At 68.7% G+C, this 26,654-nt stretch carries 20 protein-coding genes; 4 read left to right on the plus strand and 16 right to left on the minus strand.

All coding sequences use genetic code 11. The features are described 5' to 3' along the window. Positions 1-297: 297 nt before the first annotated feature. The 3 genes from DIZ26_RS00595 to DIZ26_RS00605 all read right to left on the minus strand — a co-directional run bounded on the left by DIZ26_RS00595 (position 298) and on the right by DIZ26_RS00605 (position 4,737). The gene (locus DIZ26_RS00595; protein ID WP_232828060.1) at positions 298-2,199 is read right to left on the minus strand and encodes an ABC transporter ATP-binding protein; all 1,902 of its coding nucleotides are present in this window, start codon (positions 2,197-2,199) and stop codon (positions 298-300) included. A gap of 81 nt (positions 2,200-2,280) precedes the next feature. Beyond that, positions 2,281-3,051 (minus strand): enoyl-CoA hydratase/isomerase family protein, encoded by a 771-nt coding sequence (locus tag DIZ26_RS00600; protein WP_232828061.1) that lies wholly within the window; start codon positions 3,049-3,051, stop codon positions 2,281-2,283. A gap of 87 nt (positions 3,052-3,138) precedes the next feature. Continuing rightward, positions 3,139-4,737: an ABC-F family ATP-binding cassette domain-containing protein gene (locus DIZ26_RS00605; protein WP_112236604.1), complete on the minus strand. Its 1,599-nt coding sequence runs from the start codon at positions 4,735-4,737 to the stop codon at positions 3,139-3,141. A 208-nt stretch (positions 4,738-4,945) separates the two neighbouring features. Between DIZ26_RS00605 and ypfJ the strand changes: the two genes are divergently transcribed. After that, a complete protein-coding gene (gene ypfJ, locus DIZ26_RS00610; RefSeq protein ID WP_112236605.1) occupies positions 4,946-5,857 on the plus strand; it encodes a KPN_02809 family neutral zinc metallopeptidase in 912 nt (303 codons plus the stop codon). 99 nt (positions 5,858-5,956) lie between these two features. On the opposite strand, the gene DIZ26_RS00615 is transcribed toward ypfJ, so the two are convergent. The 12 genes from DIZ26_RS00615 to DIZ26_RS00670 form a co-directional block, all read right to left on the minus strand. Beyond that, entirely contained in the window at positions 5,957-8,953 is a 2,997-nt protein-coding gene (locus DIZ26_RS00615; RefSeq protein ID WP_112236606.1) for a hypothetical protein, read from the minus strand. Between the two features lie 24 nt (positions 8,954-8,977). Beyond that, on the minus strand, positions 8,978-9,907 hold the full coding sequence (locus tag DIZ26_RS00620; protein WP_112236607.1) for a hypothetical protein: 930 nt from the start codon (positions 9,905-9,907) through the stop codon (positions 8,978-8,980). Positions 9,908-10,007: 100 nt separating this feature from the next. Beyond that, complete coding sequence (locus tag DIZ26_RS00625) at positions 10,008-10,658, minus strand: hypothetical protein (RefSeq protein ID WP_112236608.1); 651 nt, start codon at positions 10,656-10,658, stop codon at positions 10,008-10,010. Positions 10,659-10,705: 47 nt separating this feature from the next. Next, a complete protein-coding gene (locus DIZ26_RS00630; RefSeq protein ID WP_112236609.1) occupies positions 10,706-11,602 on the minus strand; it encodes a TadE/TadG family type IV pilus assembly protein in 897 nt (298 codons plus the stop codon). Beyond that, positions 11,592-11,987: a TadE/TadG family type IV pilus assembly protein gene (locus DIZ26_RS00635; protein WP_112236610.1), complete on the minus strand. Its 396-nt coding sequence runs from the start codon at positions 11,985-11,987 to the stop codon at positions 11,592-11,594. Before DIZ26_RS00635 ends, DIZ26_RS00630 begins: the two co-directional genes overlap by 11 nt. Before the next feature lie 137 nt (positions 11,988-12,124). Then, positions 12,125-12,541, minus strand: coding sequence for a TadE/TadG family type IV pilus assembly protein (locus DIZ26_RS00640; RefSeq protein WP_112236611.1), 417 nt, complete (start codon positions 12,539-12,541; stop codon positions 12,125-12,127). A gap of 5 nt (positions 12,542-12,546) precedes the next feature. Beyond that, on the minus strand, positions 12,547-12,765 hold the full coding sequence (locus tag DIZ26_RS00645; protein WP_112236612.1) for a hypothetical protein: 219 nt from the start codon (positions 12,763-12,765) through the stop codon (positions 12,547-12,549). 96 nt (positions 12,766-12,861) lie between these two features. After that, complete coding sequence (locus DIZ26_RS00650) at positions 12,862-13,782, minus strand: type II secretion system F family protein (protein WP_112236613.1); 921 nt, start codon at positions 13,780-13,782, stop codon at positions 12,862-12,864. Next, positions 13,779-14,684: a type II secretion system F family protein gene (locus DIZ26_RS00655; RefSeq protein ID WP_112236614.1), complete on the minus strand. Its 906-nt coding sequence runs from the start codon at positions 14,682-14,684 to the stop codon at positions 13,779-13,781. The genes DIZ26_RS00650 and DIZ26_RS00655 overlap by 4 nt, the downstream gene beginning before the upstream one ends. Before the next feature lie 9 nt (positions 14,685-14,693). Beyond that, complete coding sequence (locus DIZ26_RS00660; protein WP_112236668.1) at positions 14,694-16,004, minus strand: CpaF family protein; 1,311 nt, start codon at positions 16,002-16,004, stop codon at positions 14,694-14,696. Next, positions 16,001-16,837: a hypothetical protein gene (locus DIZ26_RS00665; protein WP_112236615.1), complete on the minus strand. Its 837-nt coding sequence runs from the start codon at positions 16,835-16,837 to the stop codon at positions 16,001-16,003. Before DIZ26_RS00665 ends, DIZ26_RS00660 begins: the two co-directional genes overlap by 4 nt. Further along, positions 16,837-17,559, minus strand: a complete 723-nt coding sequence (locus DIZ26_RS00670; protein WP_112236616.1) for a hypothetical protein — start codon at positions 17,557-17,559, stop codon at positions 16,837-16,839. Before DIZ26_RS00670 ends, DIZ26_RS00665 begins: the two co-directional genes overlap by 1 nt. Before the next feature lie 300 nt (positions 17,560-17,859). Between DIZ26_RS00670 and DIZ26_RS00675 the strand changes: the two genes are divergently transcribed. Genes DIZ26_RS00675 through DIZ26_RS00685 form a run of 3 tightly spaced genes read left to right on the plus strand, consistent with a single transcriptional unit; the run spans position 17,860 to position 25,935 of the window. Next, positions 17,860-24,858 (plus strand): hypothetical protein, encoded by a 6,999-nt coding sequence (locus tag DIZ26_RS00675; protein ID WP_112236617.1) that lies wholly within the window; start codon positions 17,860-17,862, stop codon positions 24,856-24,858. A 10-nt stretch (positions 24,859-24,868) separates the two neighbouring features. After that, a complete protein-coding gene (locus tag DIZ26_RS00680) occupies positions 24,869-25,384 on the plus strand; it encodes a hypothetical protein (protein ID WP_112236618.1) in 516 nt (171 codons plus the stop codon). Next, the gene (locus DIZ26_RS00685) at positions 25,384-25,935 is read left to right on the plus strand and encodes a hypothetical protein (RefSeq protein WP_112236619.1); all 552 of its coding nucleotides are present in this window, start codon (positions 25,384-25,386) and stop codon (positions 25,933-25,935) included. Before DIZ26_RS00680 ends, DIZ26_RS00685 begins: the two co-directional genes overlap by 1 nt. Positions 25,936-26,037: 102 nt before the next feature. Here DIZ26_RS00685 and DIZ26_RS00690 read toward each other — a convergent pair whose 3' ends face one another. Next, positions 26,038-26,574 carry an NfeD family protein gene (locus tag DIZ26_RS00690; RefSeq protein ID WP_112236620.1) on the minus strand — a complete coding sequence of 179 codons (537 nt, stop codon included), beginning with the start codon at positions 26,572-26,574 and terminating at the stop codon, positions 26,038-26,040. Between the last annotated feature and the right edge of the window lie 80 nt (positions 26,575-26,654).

The raw sequence follows: 26,654 nt of genomic DNA on the forward strand, positions 1-26,654 counted from the left end.
GATCCTTTGAACATCAGAAACAAATCAAACTGACTTGAATCAATATTTTCAAAGGAATCCGAACACGAACAACAGACAACCCCACACCCAAAACCTCGAAGAGGCCCGGGGCGGACAGGATCATCCAATGCCGTGAAACGGGTTAATGCTAAATTTCGGCATTGACTTTCGGCACGCTGTTGAGTTCTCAAGAATCGGACGCACACCGCGGTGTGATTCGCCCGGAAAACCAAATCGAGGTGATGGGCTGGTGGACCGGGAGTGCCGCATAGTCCCGGCCCGCCCTTCTGCCGCCCGCTACACCCCTGCTGCGGAGCCTGATTCGGCGAACTGGGTGTGGTAGAGCAACGCGTACTCGCCGTCCAGGGCGAGCAGTTCCTCGTGGGTACCGCGTTCGACGATGTTGCCGTGGTCAACCACCAGGATCTGGTCGGCGTTCCGCACGGTCGACAGCCGGTGCGCGATCACCAGCGACGTACGGCCCTCCAGCGCGGTGTCGAGGGCTCTCTGCACGGCCACTTCGGACTCGGAGTCCAGGTGGGCCGTCGCCTCGTCCAGTACGACGATGTGCGGCGCTTTCAGCAACAGCCGAGCGATCGCCAGTCGTTGTCGCTCTCCCCCGGACAACCGGTGACCGCGATCCCCGACGACTGTCTCCAGCCCATCGGGCAAGGACGACACCAGGTCCCACACCTGCGCCGAACGAAGCGCCTCGATCATCTCCTCGTCGGTGGCATCTGGTTTCGCATACGCCAGGTTCGCGCGGATCGTGTCGTGGAACATGTGTGCGTCCTGCGTCACGTACCCGATCGTCTCGTGCAGCGATCGCAGCGTGACCTCTCGAACGTCGTGCCCACCTACCTGCACCGAGCCGCCGGTGACGTCGTACAGGCGGGCCACGAGGTTCGTGATGGTCGTCTTGCCGGCGCCGGAAGGGCCGACCAGCGCGACCATCTGGCCCGCCTCGACGGTGAAGCTGATGTCTTCGAGGACCTGCGAAGAGACTCGCTTGTCGAGCACGGCCACCGACTCCAAACTGGCCAGCGAAACCTGCTCGGCCGTCGGGTAGGCGAAGGAGACATGGTCGAAGGTCACCGTCGAAGCGTCCTTGGGAAGCGCTCGCGCGTCCGGAGCGTCCTTGATCATCGGCTCGAGATCCAGTACTTCGAAGACGCGCTCGAACGAGACCAGCGCGGTCATCACGTCCACCCGCACATTCGACAGGGCGGTCAACGGACCGTAGAGCCGCCCGAGCAATGCGACGAGGGCAAGCAGCGTCCCGACGGTCAGGGTCTGCCGAACGGCCAGGTTGCCACCCACGCCGTACACGAGTGCTGTTGCCAGCGCGGCGACCAGTGTCAGCGCGGTGAAGAACACCCGGCCCAGCATCGCGATCCGGATCCCCAGGTCGCGGACCCGGCCGGATCGCTCGCCGAACTCCCGGTTCTCGATCTCGGGCTGTCCGAAGAGCGTGACCAGCAGGGCGCCACCGACGCTGAACCGCTCGGTCATCGCCGTCGACATCTCGGCATTCAACTGCATCTGCTCGCGCGTCATCGCCGCGAGCCGGCGGCCGAGATACCGCGCCGGGAGCAGGAAAACCGGGAGCAGCAGGATCGCCACCACGGTCAACTGCCAACTCAGCACCAGCATCGCGCCGACCACGAGGATCAGGCTGATCACGTTGGAGACCACGCCCGACAGGGTCGAGGTGAACGCCTGCTGCGCGCCGATCACGTCGTTGTTGAGCCGGGACACCAGCGCGCCGGTCTGCGTACGAGTGAAGAAGGCGACCGGCATCTGCTGGACATGCGCGAACACTTTGGTCCGCAGGTCGTAGATCAACCCCTCACCGATGCGCGCCGAGAACCATCGCTGCATCAACCCCAGACCGGCCTCGACAAGGGCCAGCAACGCCACGACCAGCGCGAGCGCGGTCACCAGGCCTGAGTTTCCTTTGGTGATGCCGTCGTCCACGATCTTCTTGAACAGCAACGGGGAGGCGATCACCAGGAACGCCGACAACACGACCAGCACCAGGAAGACGCTGATGTGCAGGCGGAACGGTCTGGCGAAGCGCAGGATCCGCCGGAGCGTGCCCTTCGTCAGCTTCCGCTCCAGGACAGACACGTCCTGGCGCCGCCAGCTGCCCATGCCACCGCCGGGCATCCCGCCGCCCATCCGCATTCCTGAAGACATCCAGTCCCCTCCCGCACTCAGCTCGTCAACCTTGACAACACTTCAGGTCAGCGGATGCTTCCCGACGCCTCAGACCGTTGCTCAGCCGAACGCCGCGATCAGTTCTGCGAGCCGCCGTGACTGAGCCTGTCGCTCCGCCTGCAACTGCTCCTCGTACGGACGATCGGCCGCGCCGAGCAGCAACGCCTTGGTCTCCCGGACGGCTCCCACGAGCGGCGTGAGCACGGCATCGGTCAGATCCTTCACCGTTGCCGCCAGCTCGTCGGCCGGTACGACGATGTTCGCCAGGCCGAGCTGACGTGCTTCGTCGGCCTCGACCCAGCGCGACGTCACGCAGATCTCCAGGGCGCGTGAATAGCCGACCAGTTGCACGAGCGGCTGGGTGCCGCCGAGGTCGGGCACCAGCCCCAGTGCGGGCTCGCGCATGCTGAACTTCGCGTCCGGCGTGATCACCCGCAGATCGCAAGCCAGGGCCAGCTGGAAGCCGGCGCCGACCGCGTGCCCCTGCACCGCCGCGATGGTGATGAGCTCCGGTTTCCGCAACCAGGAGAAACCGGCCTGGAAGTGCGCGATCAGCTCGTCCAGCTCAGCGGCAGGCTTCTTCCCCAAGGTGAGTAGCGGTTCCTGGCCGTCGACCGGCTCGCCCATCATCAGGTTGCGATCGAGGCCGGCCGAGAACGACGGCCCCTCCCCCGACACGACGACGACGCGCACCTCGTCGGGCAGCGAGGCGCCGAAGTCCGACAACGCGCTCCACATCGCCGGAGTCTGCGCATTGCGCACCTCCGGCCGGTCCAGCACGACCCGGGCCACTGGCCCGTCCACCGTCAATCGCAGTCCGAGATCCGTCATGCCATGGAACATACGCGACCTGTCCGCACTTTCCGTGCGGTCCTCGTCACCTGTGGAAAACCGGATCCATCCAACTGGCGGTGCGGATCAGGCGAGCGAGACCAGGTCGGCGTAGTCGTTGGTCCAGAGGTCTTCGACGCCATCGGGAAGGAGCAGAACGCGTTCCGGTTCCAGGGCCTCGACCGCGCCCTCGTCGTGGGTGACCAGCACGATCGCGCCGGTGTACGAGCGGATCGCGTTCAGCACCTCGGTCCGCGACGCCGGGTCCAGGTTGTTGGTGGGCTCGTCGAGCAGCAGTACGTTCGCGGCGGACACCACGAGCGTGGCCAGCGCGAGCCGCGTCTTCTCGCCACCGGAGAGCACCCGGGCCGGCTTGTCCGCGTCGTCACCGGTGAACAGGAACGAGCCGAGCACACTGCGCGCCTGCGTCTCGTTCAGATCCGGGGCAGCCGTCTTCATGTTCTCCAGCACGGTCCGGTTCACGTCGAGCGTCTCGTGCTCCTGCGCGTAGTACCCGAGTTTGAGCCCGTGTCCGTCGATGACCTCGCCGGTGTCGGACTTCTCGATCCCGGACAGCACCCGCAGCAGGGTGGTCTTGCCCGCGCCGTTCAGTCCCAGGACGACGACGCGCGAGCCGCGGTCGATCGCCAGGTCGACGTCGGTGAAGATCTCCAGCGAGCCGTACGACTTGGACAGCTCCTTGGCCATCAACGGCGTCTTGCCACACGGCGCCGGCGTCGGGAACGAGATCTTCGCGACGCGATCGGACGCGCGCTCGTCCTCCAGCGACGCCATCAGCTTCTCGGCGCGCTTGAGCATGCCCTGCGCGGCGGTCGCCTTGGTCGCCTTGGCGCGCATCTTGTTCGCCTGGTCGATCAGCTGGGTGGCCTTCTTCTCCGCGTTCGCACGCTCGCGCTTGCGGCGGCGTTCGTCGGTCTCGCGCTGCGTCAGGTACGCCTTCCAGCCGACGTTGTAGACGTCGATCTCGGCCCGGTTGGCGTCCAGGTGGAAGACCCGGGTGACGGTCTCCTCGAGCAGGTTCACGTCGTGGCTGATCATGATCACGCCGCCGGCATACCCCTTGAGGAAGTCGCGCAGCCACACGATCGAGTCGGCGTCCAGGTGGTTCGTCGGCTCGTCCAGCAACAGCGTCTCCGCCTGGGCGAACAGGATCCGGGCCAGCTCGACCCGCCGCCGCTGACCACCGGACAAGGTGCCGAGCGGCTGGCCCAGCACGCGATCGGGCAGGCCAAGGTTCGCCGCGATTCGGGCGGCCTCCGACTCGGCGGCGTACCCACCGGCAGCGTGCAGATCCGCCTCGGCCCGTTCGTACCGGCGCATGCCCTTCTCGCGGGTCTTGTCGTCCGCGCTGGCCATCGCCTTCTCGGCGTTGCGCAGCCGCCGGACGACCTCGTCCAGACCGCGCGCCGCCAGGATCCGGTCCCGGGCCAGTACTTCGAGGTCGCCGGTGCGCGGATCCTGCGGGAGATACCCGATCTCACCCGACGAGGTGACCGAACCGCTGGCCGGCAACCCTTCACCGGCCAGAATCTTCGTCAGCGTGGTCTTGCCGGCGCCGTTGCGCCCGACCAGACCGACCTTGTCGCCCGGGCCGACCCGGAAGGAGGCAGGCGCGAGCAGTTGTCTGGCCCCGACACGCACCTCGAGGTTGGAGACAGTGATCATCGCGGGCAGGCGTCCTCAAGGTCGGGGATGTCGGAGAGGTAGCGGTCGACAGCGCAGCGTCGCGAAACGGCGCGGTCCCCCGCATAGAGGCTGTGGCCTCAGCCGGAAGTGATGGTTCAGCCCCGATCTCCAGTGCGCGCAACACAGTGCTCGCCTGGGACACCGGACATGTGCCCTTCTTCCGACTCAGGCCTCTAGTGTAGGTGCTGTGAAATTCAATCCAGACGCCGACTTGGACACCAGTGGTGTCGAGGACACCCGCGGCAGCGGAGGCGGTGGCGGCGGACTGCTGCCCGGCGGGATGGGGATCCCGGTCGGCGGCGGTATCGGCGGCATCATCCTGCTGGTCGTCATCCTGCTGCTGAACGGCGGCCTGCCCGGCGGAGGGGGTGGGAGCAGCGATCAGCCGGTGACACGCAACACCGCGCCCGGAAACCTGGATTCGTGCAAGAAGGGCACCGACCTGACGGCGAACCCGGAGTGCCGGTTCGTCTTCTACCAGAACTCGATCGAGGGTTTCTGGGCCGCCGAACTCCCGCGCCGGGGCAAGAAGTACACCCGGGCACCGCTGCGCGTCTTCGACGGTTCGGTGAACACCGGGTGTGGTCCCGCCACCAGCGCGGTCGGACCGTTCTACTGCCCGCCGGACCAGCGGGTGTACCTCGACATCGGGTTCTTCCGGACGCTCGAGCAGGAGCTCGGCGCCAAGGGCGGAAACTTCGCCGAGGCGTACGTCGTGGCGCACGAGTACGGGCACCACATCCAGAACCTGTACGGCATCCTCGACCGGATCAAGTCGCGCGAGGGTCCGACGTCGGACTCGGTCCGCTCCGAGCTGCAGGCCGATTGTCTCGCCGGCATCTGGACGCACCACGCGACCACCGCTGTCGACAAGGACGGCGACAAGCTGATCACCGGTCTGACCGAGGACGACATCAGCCGCGGACTCGACGCGGCGGCGGCCGTCGGCGACGACCGGATCCAGAAGCGCGCCCAGGGCCGCGTCTCCCCCGAGACGTTCAGCCACGGCACCGCCGAGCAGCGGATGAAGTGGTTCAAGACCGGCATGGACTCCGGCGACATGACCGCGTGCGACACCTGGTCCGCCAACCCGCTCTGATCTGCCGAAAGAACAAGAACTTAGGCGTCAAGCAAGCGACAACAAGAGCTCGGCCCCCGGGAGGATCTTCCCGGGGGCCGAGTTCTTCTGACTACGGAACTACGCGACTGCCGCCGGGCGGCGGTAGCCGGGGAGGAGTTCGTCCACCAGGGCGTCGGTCTCGGCCTCGGCGCCGCGGGGACCGCCGTGTTTGGCGAGGGCGGTGTACATCTGGCCGGCCACGTTGGTGACGTCGCTGGACGTACCGAAGTGGGCTGCGAGGCGCAAAGTCGCGCGCCACAGGTCCTCCGAGGCCGGGGAGAAGCTGAGCCCGGTCTGCAACGCAGTACGAGCCAGGTTGCCGTCGTTGTGGCGCAGGCTGGCCTCTGCCAGTTTGAGCGCCGCGTCGACGACCGCTTCGGCCATCCGTCGCTCGATCCCGGATGCCGCCAGCCATGAGTACCGGCCCGCGGGCAGGTTGGCCCACGACTGACCGTGGACGAGGCTCAGCGCGGTCGACAACGGTCCACGCGGGTCGTCCATCAGCGACGCCTGCTTGGCCAGCGTGCGGAACACGTCCCAGTCGACCCGGACGATGCTGCGGTTGAGCATCCAGCGACCCGACTCGTCGGCGTACATCGCGTCCAGGCCGAGCCAGTTGCGGGTGTGCTCGAGAGCGGCGTCGCGCAGCTCCTCGCTGATGCCGCGCGGCCAGATGGCTCCGGCCAGCACGTTCGGGTGTACGCCGTAGTCCTGGCTGGCCAGGAACGCCACGATCTCGGTCGACAGTTGCACCCGGCCCTCGTCGATCGGGCCGCGGGCGTCGACCTCGACCGGCCCGAGCAGGTCGACCTCGACCGGCGCCGCCTGGCTCAGGTCAGAAGACGAGAACTCGTACGCCGGCATGTCCTGCTCGATCCGCCGCTTGTCCAGCGCCTCCGACTCGGCGGTCTTGAACAGCGAGACCAGGTCGGCGAACTGGGCCGGATTGATGCTGTGGGCATCGACCTCGAGACCGAGCAGCCGGCAGACCGCGTTGTTCTTCTCGTCCACCACGAACCGCCACGGCGAACCGAGCACGTCCCCGACGACGACCACCGCGACACAGCGCTTGGGGTCGGCCGCGAGCCGCGCCAGCCGCTGCTCCTCGTCCGGCGAGGGCGGCGCCGACACGAAGATGATCTCGGCACCCCACAACAGCGGATCGGGGTACGCCATCCTGGCGACCGCCACCGAGTCGGCATCCCGCCTGCCGCACGCCTGGACCTGCGCGTCCGTACGGCGGGTCACCTCGTGCAGCGCGTCGTCCAGGCTCGTCCAGTAGCTCAGCCGGCTCGGAGCCAGTGTCGACAGGTCGTCGCCGAAGCCGACCATGCTGACGTGCGCGCCCTCGGACCACAGGTTCGTGGCCAGCTCGGCGGCTACCGAACCGACGACGTCACGCGAAGCGTCGGTGACGCCGCCGAAGCTGACGATGCCGTTCGCAGTGTCGAGGTCGATCAGGACGGTCGAGCCGTCCGCATTCTGGCCGAGCGTGACGAGCGTCGGGTACGGCGCGGGTGCGTCCACGGGACCCTGCGGGCCGTAGGCGCGCCGCAGTACCCACCTGGTGCCGTCGGCAATGGCCTGCCACGGACCGGGCGGCAGCGCCTGGGGCTCCCCGGGCGCGAGCACCAGCGTCAGCGCGCGGGGCGTGACGAGTGCGGCGACGACCCTCGGCATCGTCCGGTTGTCCTCGGCCATGGACGCGCCGAGCATCCGCAGCGAGTTGTCGACGAATTCGGCAGTCGGGATGTCGGCCGCCAGTCGCAGGCCGACCTCGGTCTGCCGATGGCCGGCCGCCTTCGGACCGGGGCCTTGGGCCCAGCCCCGGCGACGCTTGAGCGCCAGCGCGATGCCGGCTGCGAGCAGCGTCGCGCCGAAGCCGTAGATCCCCGCCTCGACCGGGTCGACGCCGTGACTGCTCGCGGCGACGGGAACGACGTCGGGCACCTTTGTCCCGCCGGCAGCAGGGTCGCCCGGCTGTGCGTCCGCAGTACCGGGGTTGTGGGGCTGAACCGTGCCGACTTCCGGCTGGCCCGGCTTCGCGTTCCTCGCGGTCGGGTCGTTGACCGCACTGCCGATCCCGATCGAGGAAGGCTTCTCGATGCCTTGCTCCTCGAACCAGCGGCTGCCCTTGCCGGCCGCGTCCTCGTGCGACGTGCGGCTCTCGACGGTGCCGCCGCCCTTGGGCTTGGTCTCGACCGGTTTGGCCTGGGTCGGCTTCACCTCGGTGTGCGTGCCGGGCTGGTCGATCTGCACGCGGACCGTGTGCACGCCCGCGCCCTTGGCGTCGGCGGGCAGGCGGACCTGCCAGCCCGGCATGATCAGGTCCGGGTTCGTCAGCCGACGGCCGTCGGGCTGCAGCTTGAACTTGTTGAGGTCGTAGATCTCCTTGTACCGCCGGCCCTCACCCAGGTAGCGCTCGGCGATGTCCCACAGGCAGTCGTAGTTGCGGCCCTGCGGCGGCCGGACCTCGGTGTACTTGACGACCTGCCCGGCCTGATGGTCGTTGTTCGTCCGTACGCCGGTGTGCGTCGTACCGCTGAGGACCGTACTACGGGCCTCGGTCTGCCGGAAGTTCGCAGCATTGCTGTTGTCGCCGCCCTGGGTCACGCTGATCGACGACGGCGTGGTGCCGGAGGTGGTCACCGCGTTCGCGACCGGGAGCGTGACGCTCGTGGCGCCCGCGATCAGCACGACACCGGCGATCAACTTGCGCGCAAGGTTCTGCGAGCCGCCACCGAGCGGGATCCGCGGCGACAACCCGTGGCCACGGATCTCCGTGACGGCCTCGGCGATCAGGCAGATCACGAAGTGCAGCCAGGCCAGCCAGATGAAGAACGCGATGATGCCCAGCACGGTGTCGGTGCTCAACTGGTCGAACAGCAGGTCCCGGGTCGGCATCTTGTCCGGCCACGGCGTCCCGAAGAACCGCAACAGCACGTACGGCACCCCACCGACGATCGCCAGGATCGCGACCAGCGAGACCAGCCCTTTCAGCCGATCCGCCCCCGCACTCCCCGACCCCCGCTGCGGCAACCGAGCAGACCGCACCGGCTCACTCGTCTTCACCATCGTCGTCCCTCCATAACCCCACCGTCAGCCACCGATTGCCTGCACTTCCTGCACAGGAAGGCGCTGCACCGCATGCACGTCGGCATGATCGACGTTTTTCCAGTCCTGGTTGTTCCGCCAGTAGTCGACCTGCCAGGTGATCGTGAGCTTCACCGTGTACATCCCGTCCGGCTGGTTGGCGCTCGAGCGCTTGTACACGTGACTGCACGGATTGACCTGATGGAAAGGATCCTTGGTCTCGTCGTATCCGTCCGAGTCGACCGGAAGGACGCCGCCGAGACAGGTGAACTTGCCGGTACCGTCGCCCGGATCGATCTCTATCTTGCTGACCAGCGCCCGCATCGTGAGCCGCTCACCCGGGGCATAGTTGGCAATGTCCCGGTCCGTCCCGAAGTTTTTCAAGACATACGAGGACTCTGGGGTGAGCGTGAAGTAGGCCGGGATGTTGACTCGGGGCGTGTAGGTCGGATTGACCTGCAGAACCGGGTCCGGATAGCTCTCGTCGAAGTACGTCCAGAACTTGTCCATGTACGTGTTCTTGCCCATGCACTGCTTGCGCTCTTCCTCGGAGACCGGCACGATCGCGCGCTCCAAGTGGGCGTGGACACCACCGAAGTTCGAGTTGAGGTCGTACTGGACGATGGTCAGCCGCAGGACCCACTGCTTGCCCTCGGGCGGGTCCGGAAGCTTGATGCCTTTCGGGACCTCGAAATCCCGGCAGGGGATGAAGACCTGTCCCGGCTTCAGCCGATCCTTCCAGGGCGGCGGTGCGGGGCCGTCGGCAACCTGGCCGTTGCTGCAGTAGGCGCCGAAGCCGACCGAGTTGGCGTACATGCTGCAGACTCGGTCGCCGGAGTGGACCGTGTCCGCCGCCGCGAGCGACGAGGGCATGGCGATCAGCAAACCGAGCACGGTGCTCAGGGCAATGAAACTGCGGGCGACCCTGTTTCGCATCCTCACTCCTGGTGGTTGTGCTGTCAGTAGGTTAGCGCCGAACGGGTGCATCCTGCCCTCCGAAGCCTGCCGACCGCCACTGAGTGACGGCCATTCCGATCTAGGCCGGATATCGCACCTTCGAGCAGTCGATGCCCTTCGGCATCGGCTTGGCCATCTGGTACATCGTCCAGCCGGCCCCGGTCCGCACCATGTCGATTGCCTGCGGTGCTCCGTGCGGGGCGGTGACAACCCATCGCTTGGTCTTCGGATTCCAGTACTGCGCGGTCTGCGAGCGGCACAGGCTGACCCGCACCACTCCGTTCGGCTGTTGCTTGGCGCCCATCACGACGATGCTGGCCGGCGGGCGGAGTACCCAGCCGTTGGACTTCGCCGTCTCCACATTGATGGCCGTGTCCGCGTAGAAGAAGGCGGGGAAGTTCGCCTTGATCAGGTCCGAATTCCCCTCCGCCATCGCCTGGAAGTAGAGCGGGTACTTGGCCACGAGGCCTTGGACGGCAGGCACCGACCCGTAGTTCCCGGTGACGACGGTCAGCTTGGCCGTCCGCGGCGGCGCGCCAGTTCGGGTCGGCGTACGGGGCGTCGACGGCTCGCTCGTTCGCGGGGCGGGACTGGACAACGTGACGGTCGGCTCGCTGTCGTCGCCCACGCCGACCGGCAGGGTGCCGTTGTTCTTCTCCGACCCGCCGCACCCGGCGAGCAGCAGGATCGCGGTCACGACGCCTGCCAAGGTCATCGCTGGACTTCGCACGAAAATAACTCCTCGTGAAGCGGGGACACGCTTCTGGACCAGGCTTTTCATTCGGTACTCCGGACGGCCGGCGCCGCGGGCGCGCCACCACCGGGCGGCGCCGAGGACGGATCGCCCTCGGTCGGCTTGGAGCTGGAAGCGGTACCGGACGGGTTCGGACCCGACGGATCCGGGCTGTCCGTGGGGGTGATCGTCGGTGTGCAGGACGCCGGGAAGGGGATCGGGATCGGCGGTGTCCATATCGGGGTAGGTGAACCGATCGTCCAGCTCGGGCAGGGGAAGTCGATGGTGGGCGGATTCGCCGACGTGATCGGGGCGCCAGGACCTTCCAGGCTGGTCTCGACGACGATCGGTGGGATGGTCGGGCTGTCGTCGGCCTTCTTCACGCCTTGTTCGGCATGTGCTTCGCCCTGGCCCTTCGCGGTCAGGTTCTTGATCCCGACCATGCCCAGGAAGCTCGTCTTGTTGTCGATCTGCACGTCGACCTTGAGGTGCTCGGCGTCCAGTTCGGTCGCGCCGCAGCCGGTGACAGCCGGGTCGTTCGTCCTGACCTGAGCGCAGAAGTTCGCTACCGCCGTACCGGCCTTGGAGATGTCGATCTTCGCCTCGGAGGAGTTGAAGTCGATGGTCGCCACCCCAGCGCGGGCGGCTTCCTGGGCGTAGCCGACTGCTCGGGATTTGGCGCCTAGTTGGCGGCCGCCGTCGATGACTAGGCCGGCCAGGGTGAAGATCATGACGGCGAGGATGGCTACCGCGGGGCTGAGGGCGCCGCGGTGGTTGCGGAGGGCATCGATCAGGCGGTTGGCGCGGGGGGCGTCGATGCGGAGGTAGGCGACCGTACGCCGCCAGGCGCCGCGGCAGGCGGGCGTCGTGCCCGGGCCGGTCGTCGCGGGTGGGGTGGGGCGGTGGCCGGAGGGGGCCTTGGGGCGGGGGTTAGGGGGCATCGCGGACACCGCGGTACGGGTCTAGGGAAGAGCTGAACTTCTTGGTGATCTTGGTGTCGCCGCCCATGCCGAGCAGGCCGAGGTCGCGGTAGTTGATCGTGCAGGTCACCTCGACCGACAGCGGGCTGCCGGCGGTGAAGGCGGTGGTGATCGAGCCTTCGGCGGAGGTTTTGCAGGATTCGACCGACTGGCCCATCGTTCGGGAGACGGCGTCGTCGACGCGTTTCTGGGCGTCGGAGAGGCTGCGCGCCTGGCTGGCGGCGCGGGCGCCGTCGCGGGCCGCGTTCTCCAGTTGCGAGGAGGTCTGGAAGTAGCGGCCGCAGGCGAGCAGGAACATGAACAGGATCAGCAGCAACGGCGCCAGAATCACCATCTCCAACGCCATCGTGCCGCGCTCCCCCCGCGCGCCTCGCCGTGTGCCAAGTGAGGGCGCAGGGGTGGTCGAGTGTGTTGGGGTGGGGCGGAGGGCGGGTGGGGGTGGTGTGGCAGGGCGCGGTGCGCGGTTCCCCAGGGGTGTTGGGCTCACTTGTCGTCGGCTTCGAATTGTTCTATGGGCCCGGTGGCTGTTTGGCTGACCTTGAGGGTCAGGCCGGGGACCAGGGAGACGGTTTCGCCGGTCACCGTGAACGACACCTGGCCTTCGGGGTTGTTGTACGACGGCGTCTTGACCTGGGCGTCGCCGAGGGAGTTGCCGCCGAGTTGTTGTGCGTACGCCTCGATGTCGGAGCGGACCTTCTCGCCGATCGCCGCGGTGTAGAGCGGCGGCTGGACCAGGCGGAGCCGGGAGACGCCTTCCTGGGCAGCGTTCAGCGCGACCGACCGCCCGTACAGCCACAGGGCGGTCTGGATCGAGATGAAGATCAGCGCCAGGATCGACGGCGCGAGGATCGCCAGTTCCAGCGAACTCGCGCCGCGCTCCGAACGTCGTCGGGGCGGCAACGGGATCAGCCTTGCTCGATGTCTTTGGACCGCCGGTCGATCACGCCCTTGACGATCCCGCCGATCAGCAGCGCGGCGGTGACCAGGATCGCGGAGATGATCGCCCACTCCAGGGCAGAGGCGCCGAGCTCGGTACGGCCCTGTCTGGCGCGGGCCCGCTGGCTGTCGGCTCGGGCCAGCGCGTAGCCGACCATGACGCGGACGAGCTGAATTTCCGTGTACATCAGGTTGCCTTCCCTGTTGAGACCGAACCCGGACCGGGGCTCAGTATGCCCTCTCCGACGGACAGAATCGCTGCTTGGATCCCTCGGGTACCCATCTCAGCTGCCTAGGATCGACGCGCCGGCGGGATAGCCGAGGAACAGCATGAAGGCGGCACACATCACCAGCTGCGCCACCAGCATCGACTGCGACCGCTCCCCCGCCTTGCCTTCGACGTCCGCGAGTTCCTTGCGCCGCAGCGATGCCGCCCGGGACAGCAGCGAGGCGCGGATCTTGGCGCCCTCGTCACCGGCCAGCGCCAGCGCGGACGCAAGGTCGCGCAACTCCTCGACACCGAGATCCTCGCCGAGACGCGCCATCGCGTCCCACGGGGTGATGCCGATCAGCCGCGCGTTCGCCAGCGCCTGCCGGATCCGTGCCATCGCCCAGTGATCGCCGATCGTCGAGGCGGTCATCAGAGCCTCGGGCAGACCGCGGCCCCCGGCGAGGTTCATCGCGACCAGGTCGAGGAAGCTGCCCACCACGTGCCGGAAGTCGCGGCGACGCTGCTCCGCCTCCTTGCGCAGCGTCAGATCCGGCAGGAAGAACGCGAACGTCATCGCGGCCAGCGTCACGACCGCCGGCGACGCGCCCGGCGCGCCGAAGCCGACGTACGAGGCCAGGAACAGGATGAAGGGGATGAAGACCAGCGCGCCGAGGGCGAAGAACACCTTGGTGGCAAGCATTGCCGCGAACGGCTGGTTCATCACCGCCAGGTCGCGGCGCAGCCGGCCGAACGCCCAGCCGCGCGCGTTCGCCTCCTGCTCGAGCCGCCGGCCGAGCGTCTCGCGGGCCTTGTCGACACCGCCGAGCACCCGCTCGCCGGCCGCGCTCGCGGTGGCGGCACTCGTGTAACCGGCCCGCCCTGCGTCGATCCGGGCGATCGTGGACAGCACGTTCGCGGGCGGCCGGATGAACATCCGCACCAGCAGGAACACGCCGAGCCCCGCCAGCGCACCCGTCAGATAAGCCCACATCATCCGCCCACCACCTCCATCCGGTCGTCGCCGGCTCTGGCGGCCCGCTTGTTGTCCGCGCGGATCAGGAACCGCTCGGGCACCTCGATCTTGGCCAGCCGGCGCAGCCAGACCAGGCCGACGGCGTACAGCAGGATGACCAGGAACAGCACGAACTGGCCGATGAAGCTGGTGTACGGCTGCACGTACGTCGGGTTGAACAGCACCAGCGTCGCCGCCACCAGCAGGGTGATCGCGACCACCACCTGCACGCTGCGCCGGGTCGACCTGCGCTCGGCGGCGACCTTCCGGCGTACGTCGAGTTCTTCGCGGGCCGAGTCGGCCAGGGCGCTGAGCACCTCGCGCAGACCCGGGCCGCGCAGCCGCGAGTTCAGGACCAGGGCGGCGACGATCAGGTCGGCCGACGGGTCGTCCAGGTCGTCCGCGAACCGCATCAATGCCGAGGGCAACGGTTCCCGGATCCGCAGCCGGTCGACCAGCAGATTGAGCGCGGGCTTGATCGCGGGCGCGGAGTTGACCGCGGTCGCCGGGATCGCCTGCTCCAGACCGACCGCGCCGGCGATGGTGTCGCGAAGCGCCTCGGTCCAGGTGGCCAGCGCTTCCAGGCGGTCGATCGCGCGGCGTTCCTCACCGGTGCCGCCGAAGAACCGGTCGGCCAGCGCGGCCAGCAGTCCCAGAGCCACCGCGAGCACGAGCCACTCGGTGACCACCAGTACGAGGAGGCCGACCGCGAGGCCGGCGCCGAGACGGATCAACTGCTTGCGGTTGTCCACGTTGCTGCCGCGCCGGAGCAACGACGGCGTCTCGTCCCGTGGCTCGGTACCGCGCAGCGCCACGATCAGCAGCAGGATCGCGCCGCCGACCACCGCGCCGCAGATCAGGGCCAGCAGGGTTCTGTCCGTCATCGGGTCACCTCACGCCCAGCGTCCGTGCACCATCGGCTGATAGCCGTAGTGCTCGAGTTCGTCCATACAGGCGATCGGTGCGTGCGCGGCCGCGCGGCCGTCGGGCCCGGGCGCGAACACCTCACCGGACAGCACCCGGCCGTCCCAGCCGGTCACCTCACGGATGCTCTCGACGAAGCGGCTCATCGTGCCGCCGGTCTGGTAGTCGTTGTGCTTGCGGACGAACACCACGAAGTCGAGCGCGCCGGAGATCAGCATCTGGGTCGCCTCCATCGGCAGCCGCTCCTGCGACTGGATGGCGTAGGTGCTGATCCGGTTGAACACCTCCATCGAGCTGTTCGAGTGGATCGTCGACAGCGAGCCGTCGTTGCCCTGGCTCATCGCGTTCAGCATGGTGACGATCTCGTCGCCGAGCACCTCACCGACGATCACCCGGCTGGGGTTCATCCGCAGCGAGCGGCGGACCAGGTCGGCCATGCTGACCTCGCCGACGCCCTCGGCGTTCGGCAGCCGCTCCTCGAACGCGACCACGTTCGGGTGCAGGTCCTTGAACTCACCGAGGCCGAGCTCGAGCGAGCGCTCGACGGTGATCAGCCGTTCGTGCGGCGGGATCTCGTTCGCCAGCGCGCGCAGCAGCGTCGTCTTGCCGGAGTTGGTCGCGCCCGCGATCATCACGTTCTTACGTGCGGCCACGGCGGCCCGCAAGAACGAGGCGATGTCCTCCGACATGGTGCCGTTGGCAACCAAGTCCTTGAGGAACACGCGGCCCAGCCGGGCGCGCCGGATCGAGACCGCCGGCCGCGACGTCACGCCCATCACGGCCGACAACCGCGAACCGTCGGGCAGCCGCAGGTCCAGCTGCGGGTTAGCCGAGTCGAACGGCCGACTGGTCAGGCCGGCGTGCGCGGCCAGTACCTGGATCAGCTCGACGAGTTCCTCGTCGCTCTCGGCCACCGGGCCGGGCCGTTCCTCCCGGCCGTCGCCGTACTGCACGAAGACCTGGTCGTACCCGTTGATGTCGATGTTCTCCACGTCGAGGTCGTCGATCAGCGGCTGCAACCGGCCGACACCGAACAGGGCGGAGTGGATCGCGCCGGCGATCTGCGCGTCGTCCTCCGGCGTGGGCGGGGTGCGCCCTTCGGCCAGCTCGTACCGCGCGTGGTCCTCGAGCACCTGCACGATCAGGGATCGCGCGTACTCCCGCTCGTCCTCGGCGCTCATCGGCGGTACGCCGTTCACCTGGTCGCGGCGGCGCTGTTCGTTCAGCCGCTCCGCGACCTGGGTCCGGAGTTTGCGCACCAGTTCCTGGTCGGTGATCACCGCCCGTCCCTCCACTCGTCCGTGACCGGGCCGTATCCGCTTTCGCCCGGCGGGAAGGCGGCCTGGGCCATGTCGAAGTCGCGCTGGGTCGGCCGCGCGGCCACGGTGGCCATCTCGGCGGCGATGTCGGTGGCCGAGCGGATCAGCGGCGTACGGTCCAGGCGGCCGTGGCCGCGGCCGTCGAAGAACGCGGCGCCGACCGGGTCGTAGGCCAGATGCCAGCGGTGCTGGATCGGCACGGACATCGCGTCCAGTACCGACCACACCTGCTTGACGCCGTCGCGCCGCTTCGGGTCGGCGACCACGATCACGCCGAGCTGGGCGTCGACGTGGTGCACCAGCGACGCCAGCCGCTCGCGCAGATGCGCGACGGACGAGCCTGTCGCCGTACAGACCATCACGACCAGCCGAGCGGCCTGTACGACGGGGAGCTGCGGCGAGGCCGGCCCGATCCGGCCGCAGTCGGCCAGTACGTCGGCGCTGTGCATCTGATTGAACGAGATCCCCAGCGGCGCCCACAGGCCACCCATGCCGCCGATCTGCTCTGCGGACCGGACCCCGATCATCACGTCCAGCCCTCCGTCCAGCTGCTGGCTGTGCGCGAGGATCACGTCGTCGCCGAGGCCCTTGCGGCCGGCCGCGGCCAGGCTGATCAGCCCGCGGTCGGAGTTCAGCGGCTGACCACCGGGAGCGGTCATCCTGATCGCGACGTCACTGCCGGCCGGATCACACTCGGCCAGCAACACCGGCCGCGGCCAGAGCGCGCCGAGCACCAGGCCGGCCGTCGTCACTCCCGGCGAGCCCTTGGCGCTCGCCAATGCGACCAGTGCCATCAACCGTCTCCGTCGGTCTGTGCGATCGACGGCTTGGTGGCCGGCGAGAGCTTCACCAGAACGAGGTTCTTGCCCGCGGCCGCGGCCGCGACGGCCGTGGAGTTCTCCATCGGCACCAGGACGGTCACGTTCAGCGTCGTGTTCGCGCCGGTCTTCGAATCGGCCACGGTACCCGTGCTGTCGGTCACCAGCGCGGCGCCGACCAGGACCTGCGGTGCACCCTCTGCGTTCGCCGACGGCACCCGGATGACCCGCACGATGTCGCCCTGGCTGATGTCGTCCGACGGCGCCCGTCCGCTCTCCAGCGCCACGCCGACCAGCGCACCGCCTTCGGGGATCGGCTTGGTCGTCACGTTCGCCTCGGTGAGGAACTGGCCCTTGTACACCCAGCTGGTCGTGTACTTCCCGAGCACCTTGTCGGCGTCGGCCCACAGCACCAGCTTCCCGGTCGCGCCGGCCAGGTCGCCGCGGGCCAGGTCCTTGGAGACCAATTTGTGCCCGGGAGCCAGCGCCTCGGCATCGATGGCGACGAAGTCCTGCCGGTGGCCGCTGCGGACCGCGATCAGCGCGGAACCGGCCGCGCCGAGCAGGATCAGGATCACCGCCAGGGCGGCCAGGGCGGGGCGGCGCTCACGGCCGCTGGGCAGTCGGGTCGAGCCGGAGACCGGTGCCTTACCGCGGGCGCCGGCGGCCGAGGGACGCGAGGAGGACGAGAAACTCACGCGCCTACCGTAATGGCCACATGGTGCCAACGACGCCGTCAGGTCCGGCTCGTGGCAACCCTGTTACCGGCTGCCCGCTCCGACCGCCCGGCCGACACGTTCTCCCGGTCCTGGCAAGCCCGTGGAGATCTCCGTTCGGCAACCACCTGGTCTAGAGAGGTACCGGCCGGCGACGCAGGGTTGTAAATCGTTAACTGATCGCGAGAATTGACTGGCGGGCGGTTAACCCCGCCTTTGCTAACGTCCCGACTGACCGTGACGGCTGTCCGGCGAACCGGATCCGAACAGGGGGCCCGCCTGGTGACGACTCCCACGATTCGCGCTGCCGCACCGGCCGACCGCGCTCATGCGGCGCTCGGAACCGCGCTCGGCGTCGTCGCGCCCGAAGCGCTGCTGCTGCAGGACGGCGGCGTCCGGCTGACCGGCGACCGCGACGTTCTCGGTGCCGACGCGATGGGCCGGCTGGTCGAGCGGCTGAGCGCGCGGGCCGCAGACCAGGCTTCCGACGACCGGATCCTTGCCGAGGCGACCGCGTTGCTTGGTGCTGAGATCACTCGGGCCCGCGGTGGCACGTCCCCCGCCGATGGGTCTACCGCGGCACTCGACGCCCTGCTCGACGTACCGGATCTCAGTGCGCGGAGTCGACAAGAGGCGGAGGTCCTGCTGCGCGGCGTACTGGAAGGCAGTGCGGACACCTCGGATTCAGCGGCTGCGCGCCTGGCGGAGCTGACTGCGAGGGAACGCCGGCCGTTGTCGGCCGACGTGGTGGACGCGGCGTGGGACATCCACCGCGAGGCCCAGGTGCTGCAGCGGACCCGGCCCAGCGCAGTACGGCGTACCGGCAGCGGGCGCCATCGCAATACGGTCGGCCGTCGCCGCGTCGCGCTCGTAGCGGCACCGGAGCAGCGCAAGACCGGACTGGTAGCGGGTGGTCGGCCTGCGGCCCAGTCAGATCTCACAGACGACGCAGTACTGCGGGCGCTCGCTCAGGTCCAGCCGGCTGACTTCGCGGGCAGTGTGACCGCCTCGCCGACGGCACTCGATGTACCGAAGCTCGCGGTGTTCGAGACCGCCGCGCACGGCAAGCAGCATGTTCGAGTGGAGATCGCCGACCCCGGCTACGGCCGGGTCGCCGCGGCGGACGTCCGATCGGGCAGTGCAGACGACCCGCACGTACTACGGGTCGGCGCGCGCGTCGACGATACGCAACTGGCGCGGATCTGGGTCAACCAGTTCAGCCGGATCCAGCAGGAGGTCGGCGTCGACCGGCCGCGCGGTTTCACGGACCGGCTTCGGGCGCTGGTGAATCACGAGGGCCGCGACCGCCGGCTGGCCGGGCAGTACGACGAATTCCGGCTGCTCACCAGGAACTGGCGAGAGGCTCGCGGTCAGGTCGCCTCGACCGGCCAGGTCAGTGGACCGCAGAGCATCGAGGAGCTGGAGCGCGATCTGCGCGGTCTCGCCGCCACGATCGGCAGAAGAGGTGGCACTCCCCCGGCGTTGCCCTGGACGTCGGGTGCGACCGTCGTCCCCGTGGTCGCCTCGGCCGGGATGACGACGCCGGCGGTCACCGCGGCGCCGAACACCCCCGCCCATCTTCGTGAGCGGGTCACCGTCGAGATCACCACCCTGGACCGCTCGATCGACGATCTGACCGGCCGCATCGCGGACAAGGAGAACAGCGCCGCCGCAGCGAAGAAGGAAGGCGGCAAGAAGCGCAAGGACGCCGGCGAGGAGTTGGCGAAGAAGGACCAGGGCGCCCCGGAGCGGGCCCGGAAGCTCCTCGTCGAGGCCTCGGCCGCCGAGGGCAAGGCGAAACGGCACACCGAGCAGGCGGCTGTTCTCCGGTCGGCTCTCGGCGAGGCCACCCAGGCCAGGACCGCCTATGTTGCGCTAGGCAACGAGTTGGACGCGGTGGTCGCGGATCCGCGCAAGTCGATCGCCGACGTACTGCCGTTGTCGCAGGCGGCGGCGGAGCAGACCGAGGCGTTTCAGCGCAGCCTGGCCAAGGCGGCACCTCGCCGGGATGTCTTGCACAGTGGGGCTCCCACCGGCCGGCTGCCGCATCTGACGGCGCTGACCGCGCATCTCAATCAGGTGCTCGAGGCAAACAATCTTCCGCATCGCTTCACCACCGAGATGCTGCACCGGACGTTGCGGGCCGAGTTCCGCCGGGTGATGTCGCCGGACGGCCTGGTGCTGCCGCTCGGCGGTGATCCGTCGGACGACGTTCGCGAGCTGGCTCAGGTGCGGTTGAAGTTGCAGCCGGGTGAACTGGCCGAGGTGATGGATCCCGAGGTGAAGCTGGCCGAGCTGATGGTCGGTCAGCTCGAGCAGGGCGGGCACGGTGTCTCGGCGACGGCGACCGGGACGTTCGGCCGTACCGGCGGGTTCAGCCTGAAGACACTGATGGCGATGCTGCCGCCCACCGACCCGGTCACCGCGGCCGCCAAGGTCGTTGCCCCCGGCTACGAATTCGCGTTCGGGCGGAGCCGGTCGGTGACCACGGCCGCCACCGAGTACGCGCTCGGCGGCGCGGTCGAGGACAACCGGGGCGAGTCGCAGCTGTTCGAGGGTGCGGCCGGCTGGGAGGTCGAGGTACGGACCTCGGCGGTCGAGTCGTGGTCTGCCGCCGGCCGGGTGGACAGCTCAGGTCCGCGCGACTCGGACTCGCTGAAGGTTTGGGTGTCGGCGGCGTACGTGGTCGATCCACCGAAGGACACCACCACGATCGCGGAGCTGGGTGAGGCCCGTGACCCGGCGTTGCCGGAGCACGTGGCGACGGACGTCCGTGGGCTCGGCGACTTGGTGGACAAGACGATCCGCGGTACTCGTGAGCGGCTCGGCGTGCTGGACCGGGTGGCGCACGACCAGCTCCGCAACCTGCTCACCGAGGAGTTGCCGAGCAGGCTGGACGAGGCGACGAAGCCGGGTGGCATCGGCCGGTTGATCTACAGCGGTGGCGAGCCGGTCGCCTACGCGCAGGTGGAGACCGAGGTCGTCTGGGAGAAGGTCGAACTGGTCGGCGAGACCAGCACCGATCACTGGCAGGAGCGCCTGCGGGTCGGCTTCTCCGGCGCCACCGGCAACGAAGGGTTCGCCGCGAACAGCTCGTCCATGGCGACGATGGGATATGCGGGCACCGGGCTGTCGGACCTCGGATCGACGAGCATCGACTTCGGGCCGACGGTGAAGGCAGGCCGGAGTACGTCCCGCAGCGACAGCATGAGCGCAGGCGGTACTGCGATTCACCCGAGCGTGCAGCGTTACACCGGGCCGACGCAGGGCTACCGGATGACGCTCAAGCACAAGGTGACCGTGCATCAGGTCGGCGGCAAGGGAAAGTTCACGGAGAAGGGTGAGGGCAGCGCCTTGCTGCGCTTCCCGGAGAAGGACGCCTTCCGGTATGGGCTTCCCATCGACAAGGCCGCCATCATGCGCGGGCCCGACGGGACGCCCCTGCAGGACAAGCGGGGGCGGACGCTGCTGCGCGGCGATCCCCAGCCGACCGAGGAAGACTTGCAGCTCCCCGACTGGCTCGGGAACAAGAAGGGTCAGCTGCGCGGTGCCGGTCCTGCTCTGGTCCAGCACGTCACGGGTGCGGACAAGGCGCTGGATGCCACCGCCCGCGCGCTCAGTAAGCAAGGGTTGTTGCCACCCCTCGACGACAAGGGTCGACCGCGCCTCGATGCGTTGCCCAAGGACCCGCTGCTCCGAGCCAGCCAGTTGCAGAACTACGAGCGGCTCAGCCAGCACCTGTCCGCGCTGCGACTGGAGACCGGCTACGACCAGGCGGCCCAGAGCGGCCTTCCACTCGCTCTGGTCGAACATCGCGCGGGCCACGCGCCGCAGTACCGGACGTTCCGGATCGGGCTGCACCAGAAATTCGACGAAGCCACGTGCCTCGGCGTCACCGACTCCGAGGCCGTGGTGAATCTGGACATCGCGTCCAGGACTTCCGGACGCTCGGGTGGGCGGTCCAAGGCGCTGCCGTGGGGAATCACCCTCGGCTTCAGCGACAAGCCGGCCGCCGGCCACGCTGGGCAGACACCGGCGGGCGGTCCGAGCTACGGCCGGGCGTCGCTCGGCCGGTTCATGAACTGGGCCACCGGCGGCACGGTGAACCAGGTTGCCCTGGTGGAAAGCACGGCACCGGTCGCGGTCTTCGACGTACCGCACACCCTCGTACTCACCGAGGTCACTTCGGACGGCGACAGCGCACCGCTCGCAGAGGTGGACGGCAGCGCTTCGGTGTTGCTGGACAGCGAAATGCTCAAGCAGAAGGACGTCCCGCCCGCTACACCGTTCCAGGGCCCCACCAGCGAAGCCGTGCTCGACCAGGCGAAGCTGCTGCACCTGGACATCGGCGACCCGCTGTCGCGGATCCAGGCCGCCCTGCCGGCGGCGTCCCGACCGGATGGACCCGGCTATCACCACCTTGCCGCCTTCCTCAACGCCAGGAACCTGATCGCCCATCCGGAGTGGAAGACCACGGAGTACCGGACCAGGATCGGGCTCAGCCCGGCGCCCAGCTCGCTCCCCCAGGCCATCGCCCAGCAAGGACTTCGGCCCCGGCGGGCAACCGTGTCGCTGACCGCGAAGGTGGAGAACCACACCTTCCTGCGCGCGACTCATCAGGTCTCCGGCGACATCAACCTGACGCTCGGCAGTTACAGCACGACCGACGGAAGTTCGACCGGCAACAACGCAGGCATCTCCGGCGGCAGCGGAATGGCCGGAGCTGACGGGAGCGCCGCGGGCGGCTCAGCGGGGTGGAGCCGGAGCGGCAGCGGGTCGCGATCCCGCAGCGAGACCCAGATCTGGGGCTGGGAACGGCTGCGGATCGAGATCGGCCAGCACTACGTCTTCAAGGCCGACGTGAACTTCACCGCCAAGGTCGCCGACGGCGAGTCCGCCCCATCGCAGCAGATCAAGCTCGACGACGGCACCGTGCTGTTCACGGTGCCCGAGCGCGAGGCCCTGCGACTGTACGGGCGACGCGAACTCGACCTGCCGCTGCACCAGGTCGCGGATGCCGCCGAGCGGTTCCTCAAGGGCGACCTGACCATGGACCGCCGTACTGCGAGTGCCTTCGTCCGGCGCTACGAGTCGGAGAAGTCCGGCGTGACGGACGGTCTGGCCGCGACTCATACCCGACCGCAACTGGCAGCGAAGGTTCGTGAGCTGGCCGGCCTGGGCAGCGCGGCCGCGGGCAGTCCGCAGGCCGAGTTGGAGAACACCCTCGACAAGGCCGATGAACTGGTCGCGAAGACCACTGAGGTCTCGCTGCCGGAGCACTACAGCGCCATGATGGGCGCCGCGCTGATCGAGAAGACCGAGTTCACCAACGAAGCGGGCACCAGCCTCGACGTCCACGCCGCTGTGAAGTCGGCCGTCGAGCAGGCCGCGCCGGGCCGCTTCGAGAAGGACCCGATCCTGTCCGAGAGCCTGTACGGCGATCTGGCCGGCAAGCGCTGGCAGGGGCACCTCGACGACATGCTCGACCCGCGCGGCTTCGTCAAGGAGTACCCGGTCAAGACGTCCGGGACCGGGCCGCCCGAGGTACTGCGGCTCCGGGTCCGCGCGGTCTTCGCCGGACCGGTGGTCGGCGACGGCACCGAGGAGAGCGCGATCAGCATCGTGCAGGGCTACGACTACGAGGAGCTCAGCCGCAGCCGGTCGCACAGCACGAGCCATTCGTTCAACGTCGGCGGGGCCGGCAACGAAGCCCTCGGTGGCAACGTCGGGGTGAGCACCGACCAGAGCCGGACGAGCTCGGCATCCAGTGCCGAGCAGTCGACGATGTTGCAGCGGATGTTGCACGGCAAGACCAGCCGGGTCGAGCGGCAGATGCACCTCCTGGTCGAGGTGGAACGGCTTCCGATCGCCGGTGGTTCGACGAAGGGCATCCTGCGCCGCAACGCCGATCGCGCGGTGTCCGACGACCGCGGTGGCTACGGCGCCGAGCTGTTGTCCGGGCAGATGACGCAGTTGGTGCCGACCGCCGTACTGAACGGCCCGCCCACGCCGAAGTCGACGCCGGAGCGGCAGGACCACCGCGAGGTCGTGCTGCCTGCGTCGTACTTCGTCGAAGGCACGCGCCCTTATCTGCAAGGCGAACCGGAGACGGACAAGCTGTTCGACACGATCGCCGAGCGGTTGGCCGCGCGCGACATGCTGTCCGTCAACGGCGTCCGGATGCACCGCACTGAACTCGAGAACCAGCTGTCCGCTTCGGTCCGGAGTGCGGCGTTCCACCGGATGGCGAGCGACGAGGGGCACCGGATGGTTCGGCTGCCCGTGCCCGGTCACGGCAACCAGGTGGTCGACGTACGGGTCGCCGCGCGCGTGTCCGACGTACAGCTCGTCGGTAACCCGATCGAGGACGGCCAGCTCGGGGTCATCGACCGGATTCAGCGCACGGCCAGGACCTCCGCGACCGGCAACCAATGGGTGCCTGCGAGCGGAGCCGGCGGTGGCAGCGCGGGCGCGCTCGGGGTCTCAGCCGGGGTGTCCGTCGGCGAGCAGATGTCGTACACCGACTCCGACACCACCGGGAACCGCAACGAGCTGAGCAAGTACGAGAAGGGCACCCTGGTCACCGTGCGGGTGCGGGTCGACTACGACCTCACCTTCGAGCGTTCGAAGCTGACGCGAGGCGGCGACGAGAAGGTGAAGAAGTCCGACTCGATGAGCCAGGTCGCCACCGGCGAGGCCTACCTGACCATGTTCGAGCAGCAGTACCTCGAGATGCGGGAGCGGATGGAGACCGGGGCCTCGCTGTCCGAAGCACTCGAGGGGCTCGATCCGCAGATCGCCGGGAAGCATCAGTTCGCCTTCGACCACACCGAGAACGAGGCCGGCCAACCGGAGTACCACCCGTACCAGCCGATGCTGGACGCGTTGGCCGAGGCGCGCAAGGAAGACACCACGGTCCAGCTCACAATCCAGCAGCAGGACGGGCAGGTCCGGACCTATCAGGCCAAGCCGGACGGCACGATGCGCGGCCTGAACGACGGCGGCTTCGGGGCGGCCTTTGCGACGCTGCATCCGCGGCTGGCTCAACTCGCCGAAGGCCAGGTCGATCTGCAGCAGCTGTTCAACACGGCGGAGCGGACCAAGCACTTCAGTGGCGCTGTCTCGGAGGCCCTTCAGAAGAAGGGCATCCCGGCCGCCGCATTGATTGAGCTGGACCACTCACTCGCTGCCCGAGCCGCCGCAAGCCGTACTGCGGGCGACGGCGCCCGTCGGCAGACGCAAGCCACTCCCGCCGCTCACGGTGTGGAGATCTCGTCGTGAAAGGAACGGTATGGCGTTCGCGGTAGCTCGTACGCCGGACGAGGCGCTCCTGTACGCCGAGTTGGCGCCCTGCGAGGACTGCGGCACGTTGGCGACCGAGTGGAAGCAGGGGCTGACTTCGGTCGAGGGCGAGCTGGCCATCAGCTACGTCGGCGCTTGTCCGGGCTGTGGGGCGGCGCGCGAGCTCCTGTTCGGCATGCCCGCGCAGGAGACTCCCCCGGGGCCGTTCCCGACCTTCGGCGGCGAGGAACCGTCCGAGGTCTTCGACGCCGGTCAATGGCTGGAGATCGCGGACAACGCGGCGCGCGACGTACCGATCGACGACCCTGCTGAGACGGGCCGGCGGTTGGCGCTGGCGCGGGCCGCGGTCGACGAGGTGATCAAGTTCGTCCCGGCCGGCGAGCACGCCGTACCGGACGACGCGTTCTGGACCGAGCAGGGGTCACGGATACGAGCCGGCGAACCGGGTAGGTTCCGGCTGGAACGACTGCTCGTCGTTCGCGACAGCTATCGAGGAGATGCCTGATGCTTACCGCACGGACGCTGGCCGAGGCGCACATCTACGCGAGCGTGATGGCCGCGGCGGACGCACCGGATGCCACTGCCGCGGCGGCCGAGGAGAACCTGGCCGAAGGGGCCGACACCTGGACCCTGAACGTCCGCGGCTATGAGATCGAGGTCCCCTACGCCTCGGAGCAGGCGGCGCGACAGGTTGGTGCCCGCTTCGGGCTGGGCGTTTCGCAACTGGTCGACGCGGGGCAATGGGTGCTGGTGGCAACGACGTACGCGCGGCGGGCGCTCGACCTCGATCTGGTCTACGACAACGGGCCCGAGTCCGAGCGGCGCAGCATCGAGCTGAACTGGATGTTCGCCGCCGACGCGCTGACCGAGGCGGTCAAGTTCCTGCCCGAGGACGCCGACGCGATCCCGGCCGAGGTGCTGTGGTCGGAGCTCGGCCGGCAGACGTACCGGCAGCAGCCCGAACTGTTCCAGCGGTCGAAGCTGCTCGACGACCTGGAGTACTACCGCGGCACGCTCGACGACTTCCGGGCCCTGCACGGCGGCCCGTCGGCCTGAGGTCCGCGGACGGCTTCGGGCGGCGGTCAGCCGCCGCGGGGGGCGCGGTCAGTTGGGGGGCGCGGTCAGGTGTGGGGCGGCTCGTCGGCTGAGACCCGCGGATCACTGGCGGGGTGGCTCGGAGTCCTTTCCGGTTGTCGGGTGCGGGTCCTGGTCCAGCTCGGGGTGCTGGTGGCTGAACGGGTCGCCGACCGGGTAGACGACGGCGGTGGCGCCGTCGATCGACATCACCTCGACCCGCGTGCCGGGCGGGAACGTGGAGACCTCGTCGTACGGCCGGGCGGTCCACAGTTCGCCGTTGAGTTTGATCGAGCCGCCGCCGTCGGGATGGATCTCCTTCACCACCACGCCGGTGCGGCCGATGACGTGCGCCGAGCCGGTCTTCAGCTCGCCGCTGTGATGGAGCTTGCGGACCAGGAGCGGGCGGATCGCGGCCAGCATGGCGGCCGAGGTGATCAGGCCGATGACGATCTGCAGCCAGAGCAGGTGCGGGAACAAGGCGCCCACGCCGGCCGCGGTGATCGCCCCCGCGGCAAGCATCAGCAAGGTGAAGTCGAGCGAGGCGAGCTCGGCCAGACCGAGTACGACGGCGATCCCGAGCCAGGCCGCCCACACGTTGTCCCGCAGCCAATCCATCATCTGCCAAGCCTATCCGTCATCGGGCCGTCGGGCAGGCCCGTCGAAGCTCCGACGCAGCCGGGGCCGGCACGGATTCGTAC

Source organism: Kribbella monticola, from assembly GCF_003261635.1.
Taxonomy (GTDB): Bacteria; Actinomycetota; Actinomycetes; order Propionibacteriales; family Kribbellaceae; genus Kribbella; species Kribbella monticola.